The sequence below is a fragment of the Neobacillus pocheonensis genome (genome assembly GCF_050477905.1).
Lineage (GTDB): Bacteria > Bacillota > Bacilli > Bacillales > Cytobacillaceae > Neobacillus > Neobacillus pocheonensis_A.
On record NZ_JBCNAD010000017.1, the window covers coordinates 41,092 to 63,740 of the forward strand.

19 protein-coding genes are annotated in these 22,649 nt (G+C 39.3%); 6 read left to right on the plus strand and 13 right to left on the minus strand.

Annotated elements, in window-relative coordinates:
* Positions 1-3 precede the first annotated feature (3 nt).
* The 9 genes from ABES02_RS08445 to ABES02_RS08485 form a co-directional block, all read right to left on the minus strand.
* A complete protein-coding gene (locus tag ABES02_RS08445) occupies positions 4-1,233 on the minus strand; it encodes an MFS transporter (protein ID WP_430132982.1) in 1,230 nt (409 codons plus the stop codon).
* Between the two features lie 53 nt (positions 1,234-1,286).
* A complete protein-coding gene (locus ABES02_RS08450; RefSeq protein WP_430132984.1) occupies positions 1,287-2,279 on the minus strand; it encodes a zinc-dependent alcohol dehydrogenase family protein in 993 nt (330 codons plus the stop codon).
* Positions 2,280-2,281: 2 nt separating this feature from the next.
* A complete protein-coding gene (locus tag ABES02_RS08455) occupies positions 2,282-4,798 on the minus strand; it encodes a beta-mannosidase (protein ID WP_430132986.1) in 2,517 nt (838 codons plus the stop codon).
* Between the two features lie 125 nt (positions 4,799-4,923).
* Positions 4,924-5,988 (minus strand): BtaManbiosPhlase, encoded by a 1,065-nt coding sequence (locus tag ABES02_RS08460; RefSeq protein ID WP_430132988.1) that lies wholly within the window; start codon positions 5,986-5,988, stop codon positions 4,924-4,926.
* 26 nt (positions 5,989-6,014) lie between these two features.
* The gene (locus tag ABES02_RS08465) at positions 6,015-6,959 is read right to left on the minus strand and encodes an MTP-1 family protein (RefSeq protein WP_430132990.1); all 945 of its coding nucleotides are present in this window, start codon (positions 6,957-6,959) and stop codon (positions 6,015-6,017) included.
* Positions 6,937-8,550: a glycoside hydrolase family 13 protein gene (locus ABES02_RS08470; RefSeq protein WP_430132992.1), complete on the minus strand. Its 1,614-nt coding sequence runs from the start codon at positions 8,548-8,550 to the stop codon at positions 6,937-6,939. Before ABES02_RS08470 ends, ABES02_RS08465 begins: the two co-directional genes overlap by 23 nt.
* Before the next feature lie 21 nt (positions 8,551-8,571).
* A complete protein-coding gene (locus ABES02_RS08475; RefSeq protein ID WP_430132994.1) occupies positions 8,572-9,402 on the minus strand; it encodes a carbohydrate ABC transporter permease in 831 nt (276 codons plus the stop codon).
* Positions 9,389-10,267: a carbohydrate ABC transporter permease gene (locus ABES02_RS08480; protein WP_430132996.1), complete on the minus strand. Its 879-nt coding sequence runs from the start codon at positions 10,265-10,267 to the stop codon at positions 9,389-9,391. Before ABES02_RS08480 ends, ABES02_RS08475 begins: the two co-directional genes overlap by 14 nt.
* Complete coding sequence (locus ABES02_RS08485; RefSeq protein WP_430133059.1) at positions 10,267-11,586, minus strand: extracellular solute-binding protein; 1,320 nt, start codon at positions 11,584-11,586, stop codon at positions 10,267-10,269. Before ABES02_RS08485 ends, ABES02_RS08480 begins: the two co-directional genes overlap by 1 nt.
* 465 nt (positions 11,587-12,051) lie before the next feature.
* On the opposite strand from ABES02_RS08485, the gene ABES02_RS08490 reads away from it, so the two are divergent.
* Genes ABES02_RS08490 through ABES02_RS08505 form a run of 4 tightly spaced genes read left to right on the plus strand, consistent with a single transcriptional unit; the run spans position 12,052 to position 16,305 of the window.
* On the plus strand, positions 12,052-13,068 hold the full coding sequence (locus ABES02_RS08490) for a LacI family DNA-binding transcriptional regulator (protein WP_430132997.1): 1,017 nt from the start codon (positions 12,052-12,054) through the stop codon (positions 13,066-13,068).
* A gap of 10 nt (positions 13,069-13,078) precedes the next feature.
* Positions 13,079-13,597, plus strand: coding sequence for an AAA family ATPase (locus ABES02_RS08495; RefSeq protein WP_430133061.1), 519 nt, complete (start codon positions 13,079-13,081; stop codon positions 13,595-13,597).
* Between the two features lie 24 nt (positions 13,598-13,621).
* A complete protein-coding gene (locus ABES02_RS08500) occupies positions 13,622-15,355 on the plus strand; it encodes a phospho-sugar mutase (protein ID WP_430132999.1) in 1,734 nt (577 codons plus the stop codon).
* A gap of 44 nt (positions 15,356-15,399) precedes the next feature.
* On the plus strand, positions 15,400-16,305 hold the full coding sequence (locus ABES02_RS08505) for an aminoglycoside phosphotransferase family protein (protein ID WP_430133001.1): 906 nt from the start codon (positions 15,400-15,402) through the stop codon (positions 16,303-16,305).
* Positions 16,306-16,410: 105 nt separating this feature from the next.
* On the opposite strand, the gene ABES02_RS08510 is transcribed toward ABES02_RS08505, so the two are convergent.
* Positions 16,411-17,409 carry a LacI family DNA-binding transcriptional regulator gene (locus tag ABES02_RS08510; protein WP_430133003.1) on the minus strand — a complete coding sequence of 333 codons (999 nt, stop codon included), beginning with the start codon at positions 17,407-17,409 and terminating at the stop codon, positions 16,411-16,413.
* 168 nt (positions 17,410-17,577) lie between these two features.
* Here ABES02_RS08510 and ABES02_RS08515 point away from each other — a divergent pair, with 168 nt between their 5' ends.
* The gene (locus ABES02_RS08515) at positions 17,578-17,880 is read left to right on the plus strand and encodes a hypothetical protein (RefSeq protein WP_430133005.1); all 303 of its coding nucleotides are present in this window, start codon (positions 17,578-17,580) and stop codon (positions 17,878-17,880) included.
* Here the strand turns inward: ABES02_RS08515 and corA are convergent.
* On the minus strand, positions 17,841-18,788 hold the full coding sequence (gene corA / locus ABES02_RS08520; protein WP_430133007.1) for a magnesium/cobalt transporter CorA: 948 nt from the start codon (positions 18,786-18,788) through the stop codon (positions 17,841-17,843). The two genes, ABES02_RS08515 and corA, sit on opposite strands and share 40 nt — an antisense overlap.
* Before the next feature lie 657 nt (positions 18,789-19,445).
* Between corA and sleB the strand changes: the two genes are divergently transcribed.
* Complete coding sequence (gene sleB / locus ABES02_RS08525) at positions 19,446-20,126, plus strand: spore cortex-lytic enzyme (RefSeq protein ID WP_430133009.1); 681 nt, start codon at positions 19,446-19,448, stop codon at positions 20,124-20,126.
* Positions 20,127-20,457: 331 nt separating this feature from the next.
* Here the strand turns inward: sleB and ABES02_RS08530 are convergent, their stop codons facing one another.
* A complete protein-coding gene (locus tag ABES02_RS08530; RefSeq protein WP_430133011.1) occupies positions 20,458-20,598 on the minus strand; it encodes a hypothetical protein in 141 nt (46 codons plus the stop codon).
* A gap of 337 nt (positions 20,599-20,935) precedes the next feature.
* Positions 20,936-21,934, minus strand: a complete 999-nt coding sequence (locus tag ABES02_RS08535) for a DUF3231 family protein (RefSeq protein ID WP_430133013.1) — start codon at positions 21,932-21,934, stop codon at positions 20,936-20,938.
* Between the last annotated feature and the right edge of the window lie 715 nt (positions 21,935-22,649).

Consider the following 22,649-nt stretch of genomic DNA (forward strand, 5'->3'; position numbering starts at 1 on the left):
TATCTATGTCTTATTAGAACTAAGCATTGAACCTTCTTTCGATTTTCTCCAAATAGCATATAATGATGGAATCATGATGACATATACAAACGGAAAAAGACTAAACGATATCGGTAAAAGCTGTTCTATATCAAAGTATTTTCTCATAGCTAAAAACAAAAATACACCAATGATTCTTCCAACCCCTAATGGAATTTCACGAATAATGATATAGTCCAAGCGCTTCTCCCTATACTTGGGGTCCTTCTCAATTGCCTCATAAATCATGGCATTCATCGAAGTGGTATTCATATTCCAGGCTACAGGTGAAACAATGCCAAAAATAATCAACGAAATAAGAACAGGCAAGACTGATATCAAAACAGAGCTCAAAAATAAACTTACCGAACCAATCGCATAAATTGCGAGACGATATTTTGGATTAGAAAATTTAGCAAGCACATAAAATGTAGCAATGGCCACAAGCTCAACTGCTGTATTATATACTCCTAATCTCAACTCTCCACCAGCTATTTTGTATGTTATCATTGTGACTAAAAAGGTCCCATACACACCCGATACAATTCCATCGGCTAACATGATCTTATACATCTTCTTCCATTCCCGTGATGGATTCTTAATGACATCCCAAAAATAACTCTTTGTTGTAATGGGATTTCCCTTCACTTTTAAAGAGGTTAAAAAGGAAATAAAAAAGAATAGACATGTACCAATAAAAACGACATAATAACCCTTCATACCCTCGAATTGCGAGATGATAATCCCTGACAGAATCGGCGCGATGACCCCTCCGATAGTAAATAAGATTCCTTGTACATATAAAAATTGGTCCCGCTTATCATTTGTTGTTAAATCTAATACGGCCATATGTACGCCAACATAATAAAGGCTCATCGCCAACCCATTTGAAAGTCCTAACAATAGGATATGCTCACGTAATGTGTCATGAAAAATAAGCATAATTAAATACGTAATCAGATAAAAGACAAACCCTAGGCGCATGGTAATCATAGGGCTCGTTTTCCGCGCCACCCATGCACAAAGTCCAAAGCAAAAGATGATGGCGATTGACCAATACAAACTATAATAGGCTAGCAATGAATACGTTTTATCTAGTTTCCATAAAAATACACTTTGAAAAATACTTGATAAGGCTGTTCCGAAGCCAAATAAGGCATTCATCAGTAAATAAAACTTCAATTCTGTAGAAAAAGACTTAAAAATTTGAAACATTTATGGTTCTCCTTTTGCAGCAGAGCCGGCTCAGCCGCCGGCAACCTCTCCAACTAATGGTTAATGACTGCTTTTGAAACTTTAAGATTCGTGAATCCTGCCATTGCTTCAGGCAACTCTTCAATTGTAAAACGATGAGAAATGAGCGCTCCAACATCCACCACTTTTTTTGCAATCAACGAAATAGCTTCATCGTGTGTAAAGGGATTCACGAAGGAGCCCTTGATGGTAAGTTCTTTAGAAAAAATTTCAAAAGGCGAAACAGAAATCATCGTTTCAGGTGCAGCTACTCCAAACAGTAACACTTGGCCGCCTTTTGCTGCAGATTTAACAGCCAGCTCCATACTCTCCGCTCTGCCCACACATTCAATCACCACATCAGCTTCCAGATTAGAAGCGGTCATGGGCTGAATCACTTCGTCAGCACCGAGCTGATAGAGAATCTCCCGTTTATTTTCAGCAGGCTCACTTACGGTAATCGACTGTACAGTTTGCTGTTTCACCAATTGCAAAAACAATTGTCCAATAAAGCCGCCGCCAATAATGAGCACCTTACTTAAAGGGGATAATTGAACCTTTTTAAAACCATGTAATACACAGCCTAATGGCTCTACAAGCGCAGCCTCTTCAAACGTCATTTGGTCAGGAATCTTGTAACAATTGGCTTCTGGCACCAAACAAAATTCACCCATACCGCCATCTCTTGTTACCCCTACCGCCTGGAGATGATTACACAAATGAGCTCGATTACTGCGGCAATACTGACATGTTCCACAATAGATGTTCGGGTCAATTGATACACGATCCCCTTTTTGTAGTGTCGATACTTCAGCCCCAACTTCCACCACTTCTCCAGCCAGTTCATGACCGAGGACAATCGGCGGTATGACTTCAGCCGAACCTGGATGACCATGATAAATATGCTGATCGGTACCACAAATACCACAGCTTTTAACCTTGACGACTACCTCTCTCGCAATAGGTGATCGATACGTCCAATCCAATACCTCAAGTTGCTTTGTCCCTTGCAACACTGCTGCTTTCATAATCAACACTCCTTTATTTTCTCACTATTGATCGCCTTCACTCTCAATGTATCCCAAGGAACCTCTTTCCCATGAGCCTGATTCACCTTAATCGTTCGTTTCTCATTTGGCAGTAAATCAAAGAAATTATCCTCAATCACAAGCTGCTCCATATCCAGTTCAATTGTTACCATCCTGGCTAACACATTCGTTGAAATCTCCAACTCATTTTTCTCTCTGTCAATGGCAACAATTAATTTCGAATCTCCAAATCTTACGTCCTTTTGATCGCGGAAATAATAGAAGTTTTCTTCGGTTTTATTACTCTTTGAGCGGAGGACCATGACCGCCTCTTCTGGCTGAAGGCCGCTAAGTGCATCTTGCTCTAGAACAACATCCACTTGCACTAAAACATTAGCCTGCACTGACACCGTCCATTGCTTTGAAAAAACTTTTTCACCATTCATTTGATAAACAGCGAGTTCTATTTCATCTTCATAAGCTTCTAAAGAGTCATTTACAACCCATAGCTTCAGCTCTTTTCCAGGCTCATGGTCAATCGTTAAAAGAATCGGACTGAAGAACTTTCTGGCATAATGATATGAAGCCTTTGGCAATAAATAATAATCGATGACAGACCAGCTCGTACCCGGCCAGCAGTCATTTAGCTGCCAAAATAACGCCCCGCTTGTATGTGGTTTGTTACGTCGATAATGTTCGATGCCAAATTTCAATCCTTCTGCCTGCGTTAACATCGAAAAAGAAATGTACTCATCTAAATCATTGGGAACTCCTGTATAGCCTTCCATCAGCAAAATTCCTTTTGGATGGTGGATATCTTTATTGCGATAGGCCATTTCTTCGCTTCCCCAGTAAAATTGATCCTTCGGGATATTTCGTTCTAATGTATAGCGATTAGAAGAAGCATGCATGCCAAATTCACTCGCAAAGAGTGTCGTATCATTTTTAAAATTTTTAAATGACAGACCTTCGACACTGTAATTCACCGTTTGCGGTTCACCAAACGTTCTAGGCTCAATATTCCCGTGCCAAACCTGCCAATTATGCGTGTCTCCCTCTTCCCTTGAGTTATGATCATTTCCACCAAATGGCGAGCTTGGCCAATACAAACGAGTTGGGTCGAGTTCTTCGAGTAATTCAGGCATTAATTCATGATAGATTTTTTCTCCGTAAAAAGGATGAGTGATTTCACCTGATGAAAACAACGCTTCATACAGCCAATCATTCTCATTGTTTCCACACCAAAGTGCCAAGCAAGGATGATTACGCAGCCGTTTAACGACATGAATGATTTCCTCTTTGACGTTGGCCATAAAGTTCTTATTGTAATCAGGATAGAGCGCACAGGAAAACATGAAATCCTGCCAGACTAAAATGCCAAGCCGATTACACTCGTCATAAAAAACTTCTTTTTCATAGATTCCGCCGCCCCAAACACGAAGCATATTCATATTCGCATCCTTGGACATCTTGATTAAGTGCCTGTAACGGGAATCTGGAACAGCTCCGATGAAGCTATCGATCGGAATCCAATTTGCACCTTTAGCAAATATCTTTTCTCCATTTAATACAAAGGTAAAACAATGATTTCCGTTTTCATCCTTACGCAGTACTTCAATCGTTCTAATCCCAAAGTCTTCTTGGTGATCATCCACTTTCACACCATCCGCAAGCAATTCAACCTGTAATTGATAAAGATGAGGTGTTCCAATGTCATGTGTCCACCATAGCTTTGGATTTTCCACTTCCAATACAACTGTTGCTTGTTTGCGGTCTACTTTTCCTTTAGTAGAGTAACTTTCTCCCCCATAGGAAAGGTTAACATCGACCACATAATCTTTATCTTTTCTAAATGAAGATATTTCCACTTCGACCTCGACAATCGCTTTGTTTGGAGAAATTGATTTCGTTTTCGCAAAAACATGATCAATTTTCGCGAAAGTTCTCTTCTCTAAATGAACTTCCTTCCAAATCCCTGCAGCAACTAAGCGTGGCCCCCAGTCCCAGCCATAATGGCTTTGGGCTTTCCTCGTCCAGATTCGTTTCTTGCTAAATCCTGACCAATAATATTGAACCTTGTCTTTCACATGAACATGGACTGGATCAAATTTTACCGCCAGAACATTTTTCCCTTGCTTCAGCTCCCGTGCTACTTCAAAGCTGTGACTAATATACATATTCTCCGTTGAACCTAGCTCCACACCATTTAAATAAACCGTTGCAAATGTGTCCAGACCTTCAAAAATCAACTCATAACGGTGGTCTTTACTAACTTCATCATTAAACTCAAAAGTATTGCGATACCACCAAACCTTTTCCTCTACCCACTGACATTTCAAATCATTGTGTCCGTAAAAAGGATCTTCAATCAACTTACGATCAATCAGCGTTGAATGCACATCACCAGGTACTGATGCTGTCATCCAAAAGTAATCAATATATTCAGGTGCAGCGACCTCAAGATCACGTGCATCCCCTACATCAAAATGTTTTATTTTCCAGTTATCATTTATTTTCATAGTTCGTCACCTGCCATTGAAAAATACTTACAATATATCAGTTTTACTAGCGAAGCCTATCTAAACTTAAAACATAGTAAAAAGGCCAAAATCAGTCTCGCGATTTTGGCACTTATTTTTTCAAATTATAGATAAGTCAATGAATCCAAGATTTCTTTTAAGCTTAATTCTGCACATGCCATTGATGTATCGGCTACACCGTAAAACATTTTAACTACATCACCTTCAACAACAGCACCGCATGAAAAGACTACATTTCCAAAGAACCCCTCAACTTCATAGTCTGCTTCAGGCTCTAAAATCGGTTGATTTGAACGGGCAATGACCTTCGTTGGGTTTTCTAAGTCAAGTAATACTGCCCCCATACAATAGCGGTGATCCTCAGTTGCACCATGATAAAGCTCCAGCCAGCCTTTTTCTGTTTTAAATGGAACGGCTCCTCCGCCCATACGTGCGCTATCCCACATCCCCGGACGTAACCCTAGTAAATGCTTGTGGTTACCCCAGTGCAAAAGATTTGTGGATTCAGCAATCCACATTTCTGGCATCCCTACACTTTTTGGTACAGGACGGTGGATCGCATAGTATTTTCCATTAATTTTTTCCGGAAAAATTAAGACGTCTTTATTTTCCGGTGCAAAAATCATTCCATGATGTTCAATCGACACAAAGTCTTTCGTGGAAACCATCGATTCTCCCACACCAACAGGTGAAACAGCACTAAAATAGATATAATAAGTATCTTCAATTTTAGTAATCCTTGGATCCTCTATCCCAAATGTTTCTAACTCATTAGATGGGTAAACTAACGGATTTTCATCAATCGTGAAATGATGACCACCATCTTTGCTTCTTGCAATTCGCAAGTATGCTATAGATGTTAAATAGTCCCATGAATGTATCTCCCCGCTTTTTCGAATCACACGTGGATCAGAGAAGTCATACGTAGGATCATCTAAACGGAATTCTAAAATCTCAAGTTCGTTTTTTTCGGGATTATAAATTGGCGATTTAACGATATTCGGGTCTTCACTAATTGGTCGTTCTGCTACACGAAGAAGCATGATAATTTCATCATCATAGGTTGTAACACCTGCATTAAAAGCACCAATAACTTCAAAATCAGATCGATGCGGCTTCACATCTGCTGGAGTGACTAGAGGGTTCTCTTCATATCTATATACATTCATTTTTATTTACTCCTTTGTTTTAGGATTTACCGTTCGTATTGTAAAAACGGATCGACGATGGTAATTTTTTGAGCTTCTGCATCACTAATTCCTGCATAAATATCAGCTGTGCCATCAGGTTTTCGAACTAATCCACCACTAAAGACGACATCAATTAAGTCTGGTCGCTTCGATGGACCAGGAAGGAACTGGCTTCTTGTTGCAATTAGCTCCATATCAGAAATGGCTTCTGTTTCCGGATCAAGGGCAAACACCATTGGGTAATAGTGGCGGTTTCCTTCACCATCAAAGGAGGCAACATGTCCCAATACTCCAACAAGACCATTTCCTAAAAGATGCGGTTCGTTCGCTCCGCCCCATTCTTCGTCAATGAACTGCCCTTGAAGTAACGGCGCTTCGTTGACCACATCAATGGTCAGTTCAGATAATGAAGAGATGCGAGTCCAGCCAATTTTTCCTCTTCCACCCTTTTCTCCTTGAGGTCTTGTTAATACCCCAATACTGCCATCCTTTAGTTCAACAAGCCTGAGGTCTTTCATCCCGTCCGGACCTTTCGCAAATTCCTGCAAACTGGAAATCGATTGACCTTTATAAAAAACAGTTCTCCAACCGTGCTGTCCTTCATTCGTTGGGTGAGGGAAAATTTGAACGCCCCCCACTACTAACTCTCCCGCGATACGCGTAAAGAATGGATCTTGCAATTCAAGAACAGGGGCACCATCCCTAGGCACCCATTCGCCATTTCGTTCAACGAAAAAGTACACATTTGAGTGTTCGCTGTCACGTGATTCCACTCTTCCTGCAATCACAAGCTCCCCTGCATCCTCAAACGGTGCGCTAATATTATAAACATCATTTTCTCCAATGCCTGAGAAGACAATTTTTTCAGGATGGGTTGGTTGTACTTTTGAAGTATATTCCTCTAAAAGCTGTTCACATGTTTGAGCATTACCTTTCCTTAACAAGGCCATTTCCTATATCCCCCTTTAGGATCACTGCTTCATTTGCTAAAATTGTTACTACACTTTCACGATCCAACCCCGTTCGTTTTGTCGAAAGTAACAACTTCATTGTGGCTGCTACTTCCACTTCAAGCGTTTTGGGTTGATCAGTGAAATTCAAAACTACTAATACTTTTTCAACTGAATCCGTTCTGACGAAATAGATCATTCCATCTTCATTTCGTAAAAATTCATAATCTCCGAACTGTAGAGATGAATGTTCCTTTCGCAGCTTCAGCAATTTTTTATAAAAAGAAAGCATCGATTCCGGGTCATTTATCTGGTCTTCAACAGTAACTTTGTATCCATCCTCAGGAATCGTAATCCATGGCTGCCCCTCTGAAAAACCGACATTGGCATGCGCATTCCATTGCATCGGGGTACGTGACTTATCACGCGATTTTTCATTCGCAATCATCAGCGCTTCAACACGTGACTTCCCCGCTTCTAAGGCGAGCTGATAGCCCATGATTCCTTGCACGTCTTTCATTTTCCCGATATCATCCGTTATCCAATCCCGCATCCCAATTTCATCACCAAAATAAATGAAAGGAACACCCTTGGCCGTCAGCATTAACGCTGCCACAAGTTTGGCCCGATCCTCATCGCCGCCAAATCTTGAAATATGCCGCGACATATCATGGCTGGAAAAGAACAGGGTTGGAATTTGCGTAGGATCATAAACCTGCTCCGTTGCCGCTAATTGCTGAAACAGCTTATCCGCATCAAACTCGCCAATGCTTCCAATATTAAAATTAAACACAACATCTAACATACCAAGCCCGGAATATTGCTTGAGAATATCCAAATCTTCAGATCCAACTTCACCAACAAGGAATTTATCAGGATACTGATGAACAAACTCCGCAATTTCCGAAATAACGGTTAAAACACCTTCTTGATCTTTATCGTATAAATGGACTTGTTCCCCATCATATGGATTGTCCACAAACTGATCATTAACTTTTAAGAAATTTATGACATCAAGCCTGAAACCGTCTACTCCTTTTTCAAGCCAAAATTTCATGACCTCAAACATCGCACTTTTCACTTTAGGATTAGCCCAATTTAAATCAACCTGTTCTTTCGCAAAAGCATGGTAATAATACTGATCCGTCTCTTCGTCATATTCCCATGCCGTGCCTCCAAAGAAGGATTCCCAATTGTTCGGCTCGTCCCTCCAGATATACCAATCACGCTTCGGATGATCCTTTGAGGACTTTGACTCCTGGAACCATTGATGATCAGAAGAAGTGTGATTGAGCACTAAATCTGCAATGACCTTGATACCACGTTGATGTGCTTCTTGAATAAACGTTTCAAAATCCGCCATCGTTCCATAATCTGGATCAATCCCATAATAGTCGGAAATGTCATAGCCGTTATCAACCTTTGGTGATGGATAAAACGGCGTAAGCCACAATCCATCAATCCCTAGTTCTTTTAAATAATCGAGTTTGGAGGTAATCCCCGCAAAGTCACCAATTCCGTCACCATTTCCATCTTTAAAGCTCGGCATATAAATTTCATAAAATGTCGATTGCTTCCACCATTTTACCATTGTTTAAGAACTCCAATTCTATTACTTAAGTGTAAATTGCATACCTTCTTGGAATTTTTTCGCAAAAAGTAAGAAGATAATAATGATTGGAAAAGTTAATAACACAGCTGCCGCGTACATCGGACCTGGATACCCGCCATATGGACCGAACATTTGTGATAAAAGTACGTTCAAAGTCAGCATGTTGTCACTCTTTGCCACTAGCATATCCCATAACAATTCTGTCCATCTTTCCATAAACAAGAATAAGAAGATAACAGTCGTAATCGATTTCGACATGGGCAGGATGATTTTGAACATTATTTGCAAATCGCTCGCGCCGTCCAATTTTGCCGCTTCAATAAAGGTATCTGGTATCGCCTTAAAGAAGTTCGTATACATAAATACAGCCCATAAGCTAAGGGCTTTTGGCAGAATCATTCCCCAATAAGAGTCATACATGCCGAGTCTTTGAATCACAAGGAATGTAGGAATCAATAATATAATCGCTGGGAAAAACATTTGAAATAAAATCACGTTATTAACTGTGTCTCTTCCTTTAAAGGGCATTTTCGCTAATGCATAAGCAACCATTACCCCAGTTACCATCATTAAGAAGGTGGATGCACTTGAAACGATAAAACTGTTAAAAAACGCATTAAGCCATGGTCTTGGAATAACTGCTTCTCCTCCGGCTAACAACCAGTGATAGGATTTCAAACTGTACTCGGTTGGGATAAGCTTCTGATCTACTTGATCCCAAACAGCAAAAGAATTAAGCACCATATAAATGTACGGAAAGATCATTATCAGTAAGAGAACAACGGCAATTAGGTAACGAAACAATAATCCGTTTTTCTTAGCTCCACCCATTTCGTTTCCCCCACATTTCTAAGAGTTTTCGAATGATAAATATTGAAATAAACGTTACGACAGAGGCTATAATCGCAATCGCTGAAGCATAACCAGCTTGAAGATTCGAGAACGCTCTTGTAAAAATCTCCATTTGCCACGTATTGGTTGCAAAATTAGGTCCGCCGCCTGTTAATTGGTACACCTCTGTGAAAATTCCAAACGTCACACCGATTGATAAAATAAGGACCGTGAATAAAGCAGGATATAAAAGCGGAAACGTAATTTTCCAAAAACGCTGCCAAGACGTTACCCCATCAATCATCGCCGCTTCATATACTTCCTTATCAATGCTCTCAAAACCAGACGTTAAAATCAGGGCGTAGTACCCGGTGAATTTCCAAGCGATAATCATCGCCACCACAAACAGTGCGGCAAAAGGTGTGCCAAGCCAGTTAATATCCAAACCAAATGAGCCTCTTAAGAATTCATTGACTGGACTGTTATAAGATAAAATCCCTTTAACAATAAAGGAAGATACAACCCCAGATGCTAAATAAGGCAGGAAAAAACCAATTAGAAACAGTCCTTTAAATTTGGTGAGTCCTTGAACGATTAACGCAACGATAATCGATGAGGCAATCACTAATGGGACAAATACAGCCATAAATTTAAAGGAAACAAAAAAGGCACTTTGGACACCCTGACTCTTAAAAGCCTCCATATAATTATCAAATCCAACAAACGTAAACGTTGGGGCAATTAAATTCCAATCGGTAAACGATAAAAACAGTGACCATACCAGTGGGATTAAAAAGAAAACAACTGCGTATAAAAGATAAGGACTGGCAAACAGCCAGCCCAACCTTCCTTGCTTTGTGCTCATTATTTCAGAGCCCCCTTAAAAGCTTGTTGCATGTCCTTCCATCCAGTTTTCGGATCTTTCTCACCTTTAACCACTGGATTGAATGCCTGTTGACCAATTAAGGTCTGTATATCATTGTATTTTGAGTTATCCATCGGCGGGATACCATTTGGAACGGCTGCTGCGTATGGTTGTAATGCTGGATTTTTGTCAAAGAACGCTTTAAACGCATCATTTGTCGTTAAATCATCACGAGCTGGTGGTAAACTTGTCTTCTCTAGCCATTTCACATCATTTTCAGGTTTTGAATACACCCACTTCATGAATTCCATCGCTGCTTTTTGTTGTTCTTTCGTTGCAGAAGCATAAATAACTAGACCTTTTGTATCAGCAAATGTTTTAACATTTTTAGTATCTGTACCATCTGGAACAGGTGGTGGTGTTAATGTATAAGTTTCGTTGAATTTCATATTCGGAAATTTGTCAGCCCAGTATGGGATGGTCCAAGGACCAACATCGACGAAAATTCCCAAACCACTTTCAAACGGATCTTTAGCCTGTCTTGTTAATAACGCATTGGATTTACGAAGATCATCCATTAAACCAAGAACCTGTTCGCCGGCTTTTTGATCGCCAGTGAATTTCGTTCCTTCCACAAACTTGTTACCGTTTGACGCTGCATCATATAGCATGAAGAAGTCGAACCATCTTTTCCAAGCTGTAGGATCAGCAAGGTCTGCTTTTGCCCATAGATATTTATCAGGATATTTAGCTTTTAATTTCTTTGCCACATCCAGCATTTCGCTATATGTTTTTGGCGGCTCGTTGTATCCAAGTTCTTTTAAGATGTCTAATCTCCAGCCGAATAACATTGCATTGGAGTAAATTGGCAATACGTATTGGTGACCGTCAGCAAATTCCCAGCCCTTCATTGTTTCATTCATATTACGGCTTTTCTTTACATCATCCCAGCCGTCTAACGTATCTAAAGGCACAAGCGCTTTACTCTCAGATAACTGAGCGGCAAAACCACGGTTAATATTTTCAGACATGGTCGGTGCACTTTTACCTGCAATCGCAGATTGGATACTCGCTTCTGATGTTGGGCTTTCTTTCATCGGACTAACATTAACTTTGATTTTCGGATTTTCCTTAGTAAACTCTGCTGCGACTTCTTTCCAATACACTTGCTGCGTAGGGTTTGGAGCAGCCCAGAATTCAATCGTTGTTACCCCATCTTTTTTGCCAGTATCTTTTGTTTCTTGGTTTCCAGTGGAACATGCAGCTAGCCCTGATACAGTAAGTGAAGCTGCAAATAAGATTGATGCTACTTTTTTCATTTTCATCTTATATTCCTCCAATGTTTAATATCTGATCCAAATTCCATAAAAATAGTAATACCCCAACATAATAAAATAATTACACTGACTTTCAATAATGCAGGCATTTATGTGACAGCGCTATCATTGGTTTTTTAAAAAAAGTATACTTTTTTTAATCTAAGTCAAAAAATATGGTATCTAGCCGAAATCCCTCATTTCTCAACAAGTAAAGTCAGAATTACAAAATTACAAAATAATCGTTTAATAATGTTGTTAATCACTTTACAAAACCAATTATTGCACCTTACTTTTGTAATGTCAAACATTATTTTTAAAAAAACTAATAATTTAGTGTATTTACTAATTAAAACTTCATTGTGCAACCCTCTTGTAATTTTCATTTTGTAACGTTACAATATAATTACAAAGAATGACACATTACTCTTACAATAATACGATATAGATCAAGGGAGAAATAAATATATGAAAAAAAAAGTGACAATGCAGGATATTGCGGATCAGTTAAGTATCTCAAAAAACTCTGTATCCCAAGCTTTGTCTGGAAAGCCAGGAGTTAGCGAAGAGACAAGGAGGCTTGTACAGAATACAGCCGATGAAATGGGTTATTCCTCTTCAAATAATAGAAATCAAAAACAAGGTGATAAAAAGGTACTCAAAAATATCGCGTTAATCGCCTCTGATTATGCCTTTTCACTTAAAAGTTTTTTTGGTGAAATTTACTTAAGCGTTGAAAAAGAAGTTCGGGCCCGCGGCATGAATTTATTTATCGAACCGATTGATGGGGATGCTAAAGAGAATTTAACTCTTCCTTCCTTGTTATCGAATCTCGAAATTGATGGGATTTTAATTCTATCTCATATTAGTACCGATTATATTTCTCACATAATCAATACCGGTATCCCTACTGTTTTAATTGATCATCATTCACCCTATTTAATGGCTGATTCCATCTTAACGAATAACCGATTTGGTGCTTTTATCGCTGTAGAACACTTAATTCAGCTAGGACATCGTGATATAGCATTCGTAGGAGATATTGACATTTCTCCAAGCTATCAAGAGAGATTTGAGGGATACTTACTTGCTTTAAAAAAATACGGAATAACACCTAATGAAGACTTTATGTTTACAAACGCAAAGGAAAACCAGGGTGACATCCATTTATTCCTTGATAATCTTCAAGATAAGCCTTCAGCATGGTTTTGCGTGAACGATGGACTCGGTTTCCTTGTCACCTCCGTTTTGCAGCACAGAGGTTTTAAAGTGCCTGAAAAAGTATCAGTATGCTGCTTTGATAATGGACAATTATCACAAATTTCAACTCCTAAGATAACCACAATGGATATTGATTTAAATTATTATGGAAAAAAAGCAGTGGAGCAGCTTTGCTGGAGAATGGAAAACAATGAGGAGCCGATTCACGAGATTCTGTTACCAACCAAATTAATTGTTCGGGAGTCCACTGCAGAGAAAAAATAAAATGATTGGAGTGAGTGACTTGAGAACCATCTATATTATTTCTGGACCTTGTGGAGTTGGAAAATCCACATTAGCAAAAGAACTTTCACGAACCGTAAAGAAAAGCGCCCTTATTAAAGGCGATGATTTCCTCTCCATGTACGAGGAAGGTTCGGCACCGCCCTGGGAAGAAAATTTATCCATCATGTGGAAAAACATGCTTTCTATAACGCAGACATTAATTCTACATGATTATAATGTGATTATCGATATTGTGGTGGAAAATGAGTTAGAGTGGTTCTGCAAACATTTTGCTTACCTGAATCTAAAGATTAAATATGTTGTCTTGCGGGCTGATGAGAATATTTTAATAGAACGTTTGAATCAGCGTGGAGATCCATTTTTAATTGACCGCTCCTTATTTTTGCTTAATCAGCTTGAAAATGCGCCAGCAAATGCAAAATATCTTTACGACACTACTAATAAAAAACCAGCTGAAATTTTAGATGATATCATGAATTCTTCTGATTTTTATCTAGATAAAATTTAGCGGTGAAGAAAGGGAGTTTTGAAAATGACTTGGTTAAAAGAAGCAGAAAAATGGTTTTCCTTTAACGGTTTAGAAGAAGATTTAAAAGAGAAGCTTATGGAGCTTAAAGACAATACAAGTTTAGTAGAAGAGCATTTTTATAAACATCTCGAATTCGGTACTGGTGGAATCCGCGGAGAACTTGGCCCTGGGATTAATCGACTAAACACCTATACCATTCGCAGGGCGGCAGAGGGTCTCGGACGTTTCATTTCGGAACAAGGGGAGTCGGCTAAACAACGCGGAGTAGTCATCGCCTACGATTCTCGCCATAAATCCCCGGAGTTTGCGTTGGAGGTCGCCAAAACCGTTGGAAAGTACGGGATTAAGGCATTCCTATTTGCAGAGCTGCGTCCGACGCCGGTACTGTCCTTTGCCCTTCGATATTTAAATGCTTTCTCTGGAGTTGTGATTACGGCCAGTCATAATCCTCCTGAATATAATGGCTTTAAAGTGTACGGTGAAGACGGAGGCCAGATTCCCCCTGAAGCAGCCGAGGCAATTATACATTATGTGAATGCTGTAGATAATGAATTAAATGTTGAAGTAGGAGAAGAACAAGAGTTACTTGCAAGCGGATTGTTAACTTACTTAGGTGAAGAGGTTGATCACGCTTATGTAGAGCAATTAAAAACACTCCAATTAAACCCTGAATTGGTTCGTAAGGCGGCCAAAGACTTTAAAATCGTTTATTCTCCATTACATGGTACTGGGAATAAACCAGTTCGTGCCGGATTGGAGGCATTTGGCTTTGAAAATGTAACAGTTGTTAAGGAACAGGAGATGCCAGATGCTAATTTCTCAACTGTTAAATCGCCAAATCCTGAAGAACATGCTGCATTTGAACTTGCCATTCAATACGGTGAACAACTGGGAGCAGATATCCTGATGGCCACTGACCCTGATGCCGACCGTTTAGGTGTAGCGGTAAAAAATAAGGATGGAGAATATGTTGTTTTGACCGGAAACCAAACAGGAGCCTTAATGGTTGAGTACCTGTTATCACAAAAACAAGCGAAAGGGATTCTGCCTGACAATGGTGTTGTGATCAAAACCATCGTTACCTCTGAAATCGGACGTGCAATTGCTGAGCATTATGGTGTACAAGCCATGGATACCCTGACTGGATTCAAATTCATCGGTGAAAAGATAAATGAATTCGAACAAACAGGACAGCACACCTTCTTATTAGGTTACGAGGAAAGCTATGGCTATTTGATTGGAGATTTTGTTCGTGACAAAGATGCAGTACAGTCGGCAGTCTTTATCGCAGAAGTTGCAGCCTTTTTTAAAGCCAAAGGCATGACTCTGTATGAAGGGCTATTAGGGATTTATGAAAAGTACGGCTTTTATCAAGAATCTCTTCAATCGATTACCTTAAAGGGTAAAGATGGAGCGGAACAAATTGCAAGATTAATGGATACGTTTAGAAGCGAACTATTAAGTGAAATTGCTGGCATGGAAGTAGCAGCAATTGAAGATTATTCTACTTCTACTAAGTTTATAAATGGAACCGAAAGCCAGATAGACCTGCCACGTTCCAATGTCTTGAAATATCATTTAACGGATGGTTCATGGTTCTGCCTTCGTCCATCCGGCACAGAGCCAAAAGCTAAATTTTACTTTGCGGTAAAAGGTGCATCGATGGCAGATAGCAAAGAAAAGCTATCCTCAATCCAAGAAGCCGTCATGAATAAAGTCAATCAGATTCTAGCTTAGATTAATGTAACTTTTTATTAGGCTTTTTCAAAAGGAGGTCCCTCATGACCAATTCAAATAGTGCACCAGAAATCAACTTATCCCTCGTGAAACGGTTGATTTCCGGACAATTTCCGCAATGGACAGACCTTTCCCTTGAGCCGTTCAACTCCTCCGGGACGGAAAATGCCATCTATCGACTGGGTGAGGATATGTTCGTGCGATTACCCCGTGGCGATTGGGCCATCAAGCAGGTGGAGAAGGAGCAACGGTGGCTGCCGATCCTTGCCCCGCACCTGCCGCTTACCATCCCTACACCGCTCGCGTTGGGATTGCCCGCAGAAGGTTACCCTTGGCACTGGTCTTTGTATCGATGGATCAAGGGTGAGAACGCGATTATGGGGCACATTGACAACCCATACCAAGCAGCGACCGAGCTGGCTCAATTCGTAACCGCCCTGCAGAGAATCAATCCCGCCGGCGGTCCGCCACCAGGGGATCACAACTTTGGACGCGGCCTGCCACTTGCGATGCGAGACGCCGGCGTACATGAAGCAATTGCAAATCTGCACAACACGATTGATACCGATGTGGCAACCCTAGCGTGGGAAGCAGCTCTCCAGACACCAGTGTGGGACGGACCCCCTGTCTGGATCCACGGAGATCTCCTTGCTGGGAACCTGCTTGTCGAACAAGGGCGACTCAGTGCCGTCATCGACTTCGGGGGCCTTGGCGTGGGAGATCCCGCAAATGACTGGATGTTCGCGTGGAATCTGCTTTCCGTCGAAAGCAGGGAAAGGTTGCGTGCAGCGCATTCCGTTGACGACGCAACTTGGTCACGCGGGCGTGGATGGGCCTTGTCAGTTGGACTGATTGCCCTTCCCTACTACCAAAGCAGCAACCCTGTTTTCGCTGGTGTCGCCCGTCGCCTAATTGATGAAGTTCTCGCCGATTTCAAGGAAGGCGTATGAATTCAAAACAAGACACCCTTGTCTACTTTCTTAGACAAGGGTGTCCTTTTTAATTGGCTTTTTCTGAAAAAATTGTTGCCTTGTGGACTGTCGTTCAGTGGTTCACTAAATAGGTTGTTTATTAACCGTCGTTTCTCTTTCTACCAATTCGGGATTAAGTACAATCTTTTCAAATGGCATTTCTAATTTTTCCATCCGTTGATAGAGCTGTACAACCGAGCGAATTGCAAAATACTCTTTGTTTATGGCAACCGTCGTAAGCTGAGGCATAGAAAATGCGGCATAAATAGAATCGTCAAACCCATAGACAGAACATTGGTCAGGTACTCGAACCCCCAGTTTGTACAAACTCCGAGTCATCAAAAAACCAAAGTGATCATTTGCACAAAACCAGGCATCTGGCAGCGAGGTCAATGACTGGATATAGAAATCTATTAAGGGCCCCTGCTCATTTATTTGGTGGTTCACCCACCGATTTTCAACAGAGAGCCCCTCTTCCTCTATCGCAACACAAAAGCCCTCATACCTTTCACTATAGCTCGGTGACTTTGATATTTCTCCGATAAATCCAACAGATCGTGCTCCATTTTTAATTAAATGTTTAACAGCTAAATAAGCTCCCCTTCTATTATCCGTCAAAACAGAATCGACATTCAAATTTGGATCATGATGGTCGACCAAAACAACTGGTAAACCCGATTGAATGATAGCTTCAATGAATTCCTTTTGAAGATGAGAGAGAATCAGGAGTCCATCAACCTTTTTTTCAGTTACAAAGCCGGGCAATTTTGGGCTTTCTTCACTTTCCTTATCCACTGCATGAAGCAATAAATGACCTTCTCTGCTTTTGATTTCCTTTTCAATATGTAAATTAATCACACCAAAAAAGGTGTTCTCAGAAAATATTTCCTCTCTAGCAATCAAACCGATCATATGAGCAGACTTCGTAAAGGTTTTGGTTTTCAACTTTTCCATTGGATAGCCAATTTCCAGCGCTGTATCCAATACCTTCTCACGTAATTCTTCACTTACCCCTGCCCGGCCGGTTAATGCCAGAGACACAGAGTTCTTTGAGATTCCTAGCCGATCAGCAATCCGTTGCATCGTGATTGGGATCGGCTTTGCCTTTCCAGGCCCTTTCGATTATGAAAGGGAATCAGTTATATTAAAGGATTAGATTAGTTCGAATCCTTATACGGAGAATGCATTCGGGACCATTTACTGCAAAGGCTCCACACTACTAAGTTCGGAATCGAAGCAAAGGAGATTCTGATGTCATTCGAGAATGATGGCCGCCTTTTTGGGCTGGGAACAAGTACAAACTTCCCAGCTGAACGATTAATTTGTCTAACAATAGGCACTGGACTTGGCTCGGTATTTATTGACCAAGGAAGGATTATTAACAATGGTCCTAATATCCCTTCTGAGGGTTACATAAGCCGTAGCCCATTTGATTTTACCTCGGTCACGTATCGCCATAACCATCACCTCGGTATTATTATACACGAACAAATGTTCTACAAACTAAAAAAGGATTACTTTTTAAATAACCATCCCTTTTTGTTAAACCAATAAATCATGATAATGACGATGACAGCCATTACACTTAGAGTGATAAAGTAGCCGTATTTCCAATGTAACTCTGGCATATTATCAAAATTCATTCCGTACACGCCTACAATAAATGTAAGGGGCATAAAAATGGTGGTTATAACGGTAAGTGTCATCATTATGGAATTCATCCGATTGGATTGAATGGACATATAATTCTCTCTCATATCAGAAGTAACATCTTGATTCGCAGCAACCATATCCGTTAACTTCAGCAAGTGATCATAGATGTCGAAGAAATAATGTTGAAATTGCCCTGTGTCCTGAATCCGCTTCGAGTTGGTAATCCGGTATAACAAATCTCTCATTGGAATGATTGTTTTGCGCAAACGAATCAAATCTCTGCGAATCTCATAAACCTCTTCTATGATTTTATTGCTGTTTGCTTCTTTCTCTTCATATTCATTTAATTTGTCTTCAATTAGATGCATAATCGGAAAATAACAATCCACTAATTCATCAATTATCGTATGAAGAGTATATAGCGGCCCAACCTTTTCCATTTCTTTACATGCCATTATTTTTTGCTTAGCTGCGTCTATTGCCTGATCCTTTTCCTTGTGGAAGGACACGACATAGTTTTCACCTACAAAAACATCGACCTCATCGCACTCAATCGATTGTCTTAATGAATGTAAAACAAAGAAAAGTACTCCATCATAATAATTCATATTAGGGCGTTGGATAAAATGCAAACAATCCTCAATCGCCAACGGATGAAAGTGGAAAAACTCACTTAACAACTTCGTTTCCTCTTCAGTTGGTTCCTCAAAATCGACCCAGTAGAATTGGAATCGATCTGTCCTTAAATCCTCCAGTTTTACATCTTTTATTAACTGGTTATCTTGGGTAATAGCATACGTAAAAATCATTCATAACCCTCACTTTATTGATTTCGCCATTATCTATATGTAATCCATCCTTTTCATCTTTTTTTCAGCATATCAAAAAACAACAAGCCTCGCCCACAATTTGTATCATTACCCGATATATCCTACCAGATTATTTTTTAATCAATCGTTTGATTAATTGCTGCGTTACCCCTTGATTTATAGGGAAATAATGAATCTAGTTAATAAATATTTTGTAGAAAAAACGATATGAATTTATCAGATAAAACGACAATATTCCCCAGGGAATGATTCGATTCCCTTTGCTCTTTTCCTACACTAATTAACCATTTGATTAACAAGTTCCTCACCCTTTCTCCTATAGGCTTTTTCCATGTAAGAAGGTAAATGGATTGTCGATTTCTTTGCTGAGTATGTATCGGCCCCCCCAATACGCACCATTTGTTTTGTTTCATCTCAACGAAAGCAATTATGACATATAAAAATGCTTGATTGTGATTTCTGAAAGGAGTGTAAGAATAATATTCAGAGCTTGTCATTTTTAATTAAACCTTATTCCAAGAACGAATTTGTTACATAAAAAAAAAGAAATGTAAAAAAATATCAGTATAGTGTTTACAATCCAAAGGAGGTTTGGCTATGCAATGAAAGAATGGTTCCATTAAGGCGCTGCTGATTATGTTTGTCTTTTCTTTCGTGTTTATAGCCAATAGTGATCAAGATGTAAAAGTAATGGCGTTCTCCAACCAAGTGCTGCAGCAAGGTGCAGCAGGGGAAGACGTTACTGAACTGCAATCCCGCCTTGCTTATATCGGTTTTTATAAGAGTAAAGTAGACGGTGTGTTTGGATGGGATACATATTGGGCCGTTCGCAATTTTCAAGACAAATTTGGTCTCCCCGTCGATGGAATCGTCGGTGAATCCACTAAGGCAATGCTAGTTAAAGCGACAAAGTATGAAAAGCCTTCAGGTAACAATAACTCTGCCAATGTTCCAAACGGGTTTTCTCAAAATGATATCAAACTTATGTCAAATGCTGTGCATGGAGAATCACGCGGGGAACCGTATGAGGGTCAAGTCGCTGTTGCAGCAGTTATCTTAAATCGGGTTTCAAATGCATCTTTCCCAAATACCATTGCAGGCGTCATCTACCAACCTGGGGCATTTACGGCCGTTGCAGACGGGCAGATTAATTTGACTCCCAATGAATCAGCAAAGAAAGCTGTTCTTGATGCCATAAACGGATGGGATCCAAGTGGCGCAGCCATTTATTATTTTAACCCTGATACTGCGACTAGTAGTTGGATATGGAGCCGGCCACAGATTAAAAGAATTGGGAAGCATATTTTTTGCAAATAAAAATGGAATCGTTTTATTTACTAATTTTTTGATCTGCTGTTTAATAGGTATAAATTCAACAGTAACTTTAGTAGAGAAAAAAGCAGCGTAATACCATAACATCATGGACTGCTCTCATGGTCTTCCAACAAAATAAAAAACAAAAAATGACCCAAGAAAAAAATCCTAATGGGTTTACTTTTCGGGTGCAGAACTTTAAAAAACAGGTCAAATCTCTAATTCATACTCGTATTATTTCACATTTTAATTCACGAGAACAATCACACTAGGACTTGTCCTTCATAACTTGGATGAAGAACATTTTTCTTGTTGCTCAACCGAGTTTTGTCCTTCATAACCTGGATGAAGGACGTTTTTCTTGTTTCCCAACCAATTTTTGTCCTTCATAACCTGAATGAAAGACATTTTCTTGTTGTCCAACCGAGATTTGTCCTTCATAACCTGGATGAAGGACATTTTTCTTGTTGCCCATCCGAGTTTTGTCCTTCATAACTTGTATGAAGGACATTTTTCTTGTTGCCCATCCGAGTTTTGTCCTTCATAACTTGTATGAAGGACATTTTTCTTGTTGCCCAACTGAGTTTTGTCCTTCATAACACGGATGAAGGACATTTTCTATTGTTTTTTAACTAAAGCACACGTTCGTTTAACAAGGTCCATTCAATTTATTTAACAAAGATTTCCTTCTCAAGCTTTCCTGCAAGGTAGTGCAATAAAAAAAGGCTGCCTTAAAAAGCAGCCAGTTCTTTAAGGAAAGCACCCGTTATTTTAATAGAAACACCGTCTTGTCTTTGTAAGTAAATCTATATTCACTTATTAATGATTTTCCTGTCATCAGCATTAGGGGGCTGCTCCATCCAGTTTCGTTTAATAATTAATTTACCGAAGCTACTATATATGAGCATATCATCTATGATAGCCTTTTCACATTGCATGACAATATCTGCTCTCATACTATAAATCGCAGCAGAACCGTAATAGGATATTGCTGCAGCAAATAAAAATCCTGAATGAAACAGCATAAGTTTTTCAGAAAATGGAGCAACATTTGAATTTGTTATTTCTGCGTCATATGTACGAGGTAAATGAAGGTCTTCTTTAAGTAATAACGTTGTAAATGTCCCAATGTGTTTATTTGCTGCATTAAGACATTTTTCTAAAAACTTAATAATCGCTTTGTCTTTACATACTTGTTTAAAGGCGATAAGGCATCCTTTTGTGATTAAGCTTTTTTCTAAATTAAAATAGATATTACCACATTCAATAGCATTCATGCTTCTTTTGCTGCCTAATAAATCCGTTACATAATCAAGGGTATTGATAAAATGAATCTTATCTGGTGTTGAATAATAAGGCGGTCTATCAAGAAGTTTCTTTGCTATAAGTACCTCAATGGATTGGTTATATAAATCCATTGTATCTATATTACATTGGTAATAAAAATTTCTAAGGTCTTGGCGAATCGAAAGGGTAAATGCCAGACTGTAAGATTGGCTCCCATGCATAGCCATAGTGTGAATATAATATAAGCAAAAATGATCCGTAAATAATGGTGGGGCATCCAAATTAACATCTTTTTCATTAAACCCTTTAGGAACAGGAAAATTTTCTTGACGAAACAACTTCTTCAGTTTGTTTATATGCTTTTCACAAAGTCCATATGCAGTTTGAAAAACATTATGTATCAGATGGTCTTGAATGGTATTTACCATGTACTTGATTACACAAAGTCCCATTGTCTCACGTATATAATGGGTCCATAAATTCGCAATCTCTGATGAGGTTAATCTTTCTTTGCTTTGATTCATTTTTTTCACCCTATAATGTTTGTGTATGATTATTTTCATCTTTTTTCCAAGATATTATGTGTTATAATTTCTTATTTCTAAAAGGGATAATTAAATTCCCTTGTTTAATGTCCTTAGTTAATTAAGAAAAATGCTTTACCTCTAAAATTGAATTAAAGCACCCGTTTGTTAAATAACATTTTTTCACAATCTTACAGGTGTTGAACAATCGAAACCCAACACGATTCCATAATGCCTGCAAGAAAGACCTCCAGTATAATAAAAGTACATATAAAAGGCACAAATAATTGTGCCTTCCAAAGGAGTGAAATGTCTTTACCAAACTTCCTAATATAATATATTCTAATGATTTTATTTGGATTTGGATTAGCACCTATTAAATTCCTCAATCCGAAATTATTCATCCCTCTTGCATTAACCTGCCCATTAGCCATCCATGCAGCACAAAATCAGTGCTGCACCACAGAGAATGAAAATGGTAAGGAAGTGTCAATACTGATACTGACCTTAATCCAGTCAACCCTAATCCATAGGCTTATTAATTAACGCTCTCCTCTTTTTTTTAACGATTGATTAGGGTCTTCTTTAATATTGTCATTTTTCAATTCTTGAAGAAACTTATTTTCATGGTAGTTCTATAAGAAAAAAACGCCGCAGCAATCAATACTAAACTCAAGCACCCGTTTGTTTAAGTACAAAGTTTCACAAACTTTTT

Bases quoted from the DNA above. Each gene is read 5' to 3' on its own strand.
- ABES02_RS08530 (WP_430133011.1), bottom strand. From the start codon at position 20,598: ATGGGCAACAAGAAAAATGTCCTTCATCCAGGTTATGAAGGACAAATC.
- sleB (WP_430133009.1), top strand. From the start codon at position 19,446: ATGTTTGTCTTTTCTTTCGTGTTTATAGCCAATAGTGATCAAGATGTA.
- ABES02_RS08455 (WP_430132986.1), bottom strand. From the start codon at position 4,798: ATGAAAATAAATGATAACTGGAAAATAAAACATTTTGATGTAGGGGAT.
- ABES02_RS08515 (WP_430133005.1), top strand. From the start codon at position 17,578: ATGTCATTCGAGAATGATGGCCGCCTTTTTGGGCTGGGAACAAGTACA.
- ABES02_RS08445 (WP_430132982.1), bottom strand. From the start codon at position 1,233: ATGTTTCAAATTTTTAAGTCTTTTTCTACAGAATTGAAGTTTTATTTA.
- ABES02_RS08485 (WP_430133059.1), bottom strand. From the start codon at position 11,586: ATGAAAAAAGTAGCATCAATCTTATTTGCAGCTTCACTTACTGTATCA.
- ABES02_RS08465 (WP_430132990.1), bottom strand. From the start codon at position 6,959: ATGGCCTTGTTAAGGAAAGGTAATGCTCAAACATGTGAACAGCTTTTA.
- ABES02_RS08460 (WP_430132988.1), bottom strand. From the start codon at position 5,988: ATGAATGTATATAGATATGAAGAGAACCCTCTAGTCACTCCAGCAGAT.
- ABES02_RS08510 (WP_430133003.1), bottom strand. From the start codon at position 17,409: ATGCAACGGATTGCTGATCGGCTAGGAATCTCAAAGAACTCTGTGTCT.
- ABES02_RS08490 (WP_430132997.1), top strand. From the start codon at position 12,052: ATGAAAAAAAAAGTGACAATGCAGGATATTGCGGATCAGTTAAGTATC.
- corA (WP_430133007.1), bottom strand. From the start codon at position 18,788: ATGATTTTTACGTATGCTATTACCCAAGATAACCAGTTAATAAAAGAT.
- ABES02_RS08480 (WP_430132996.1), bottom strand. From the start codon at position 10,267: ATGAGCACAAAGCAAGGAAGGTTGGGCTGGCTGTTTGCCAGTCCTTAT.
- ABES02_RS08535 (WP_430133013.1), bottom strand. From the start codon at position 21,934: ATGAATCAAAGCAAAGAAAGATTAACCTCATCAGAGATTGCGAATTTA.
- ABES02_RS08505 (WP_430133001.1), top strand. From the start codon at position 15,400: ATGACCAATTCAAATAGTGCACCAGAAATCAACTTATCCCTCGTGAAA.
- ABES02_RS08500 (WP_430132999.1), top strand. From the start codon at position 13,622: ATGACTTGGTTAAAAGAAGCAGAAAAATGGTTTTCCTTTAACGGTTTA.
- ABES02_RS08450 (WP_430132984.1), bottom strand. From the start codon at position 2,279: ATGAAAGCAGCAGTGTTGCAAGGGACAAAGCAACTTGAGGTATTGGAT.
- ABES02_RS08470 (WP_430132992.1), bottom strand. From the start codon at position 8,550: ATGGTAAAATGGTGGAAGCAATCGACATTTTATGAAATTTATATGCCG.
- ABES02_RS08475 (WP_430132994.1), bottom strand. From the start codon at position 9,402: ATGGGTGGAGCTAAGAAAAACGGATTATTGTTTCGTTACCTAATTGCC.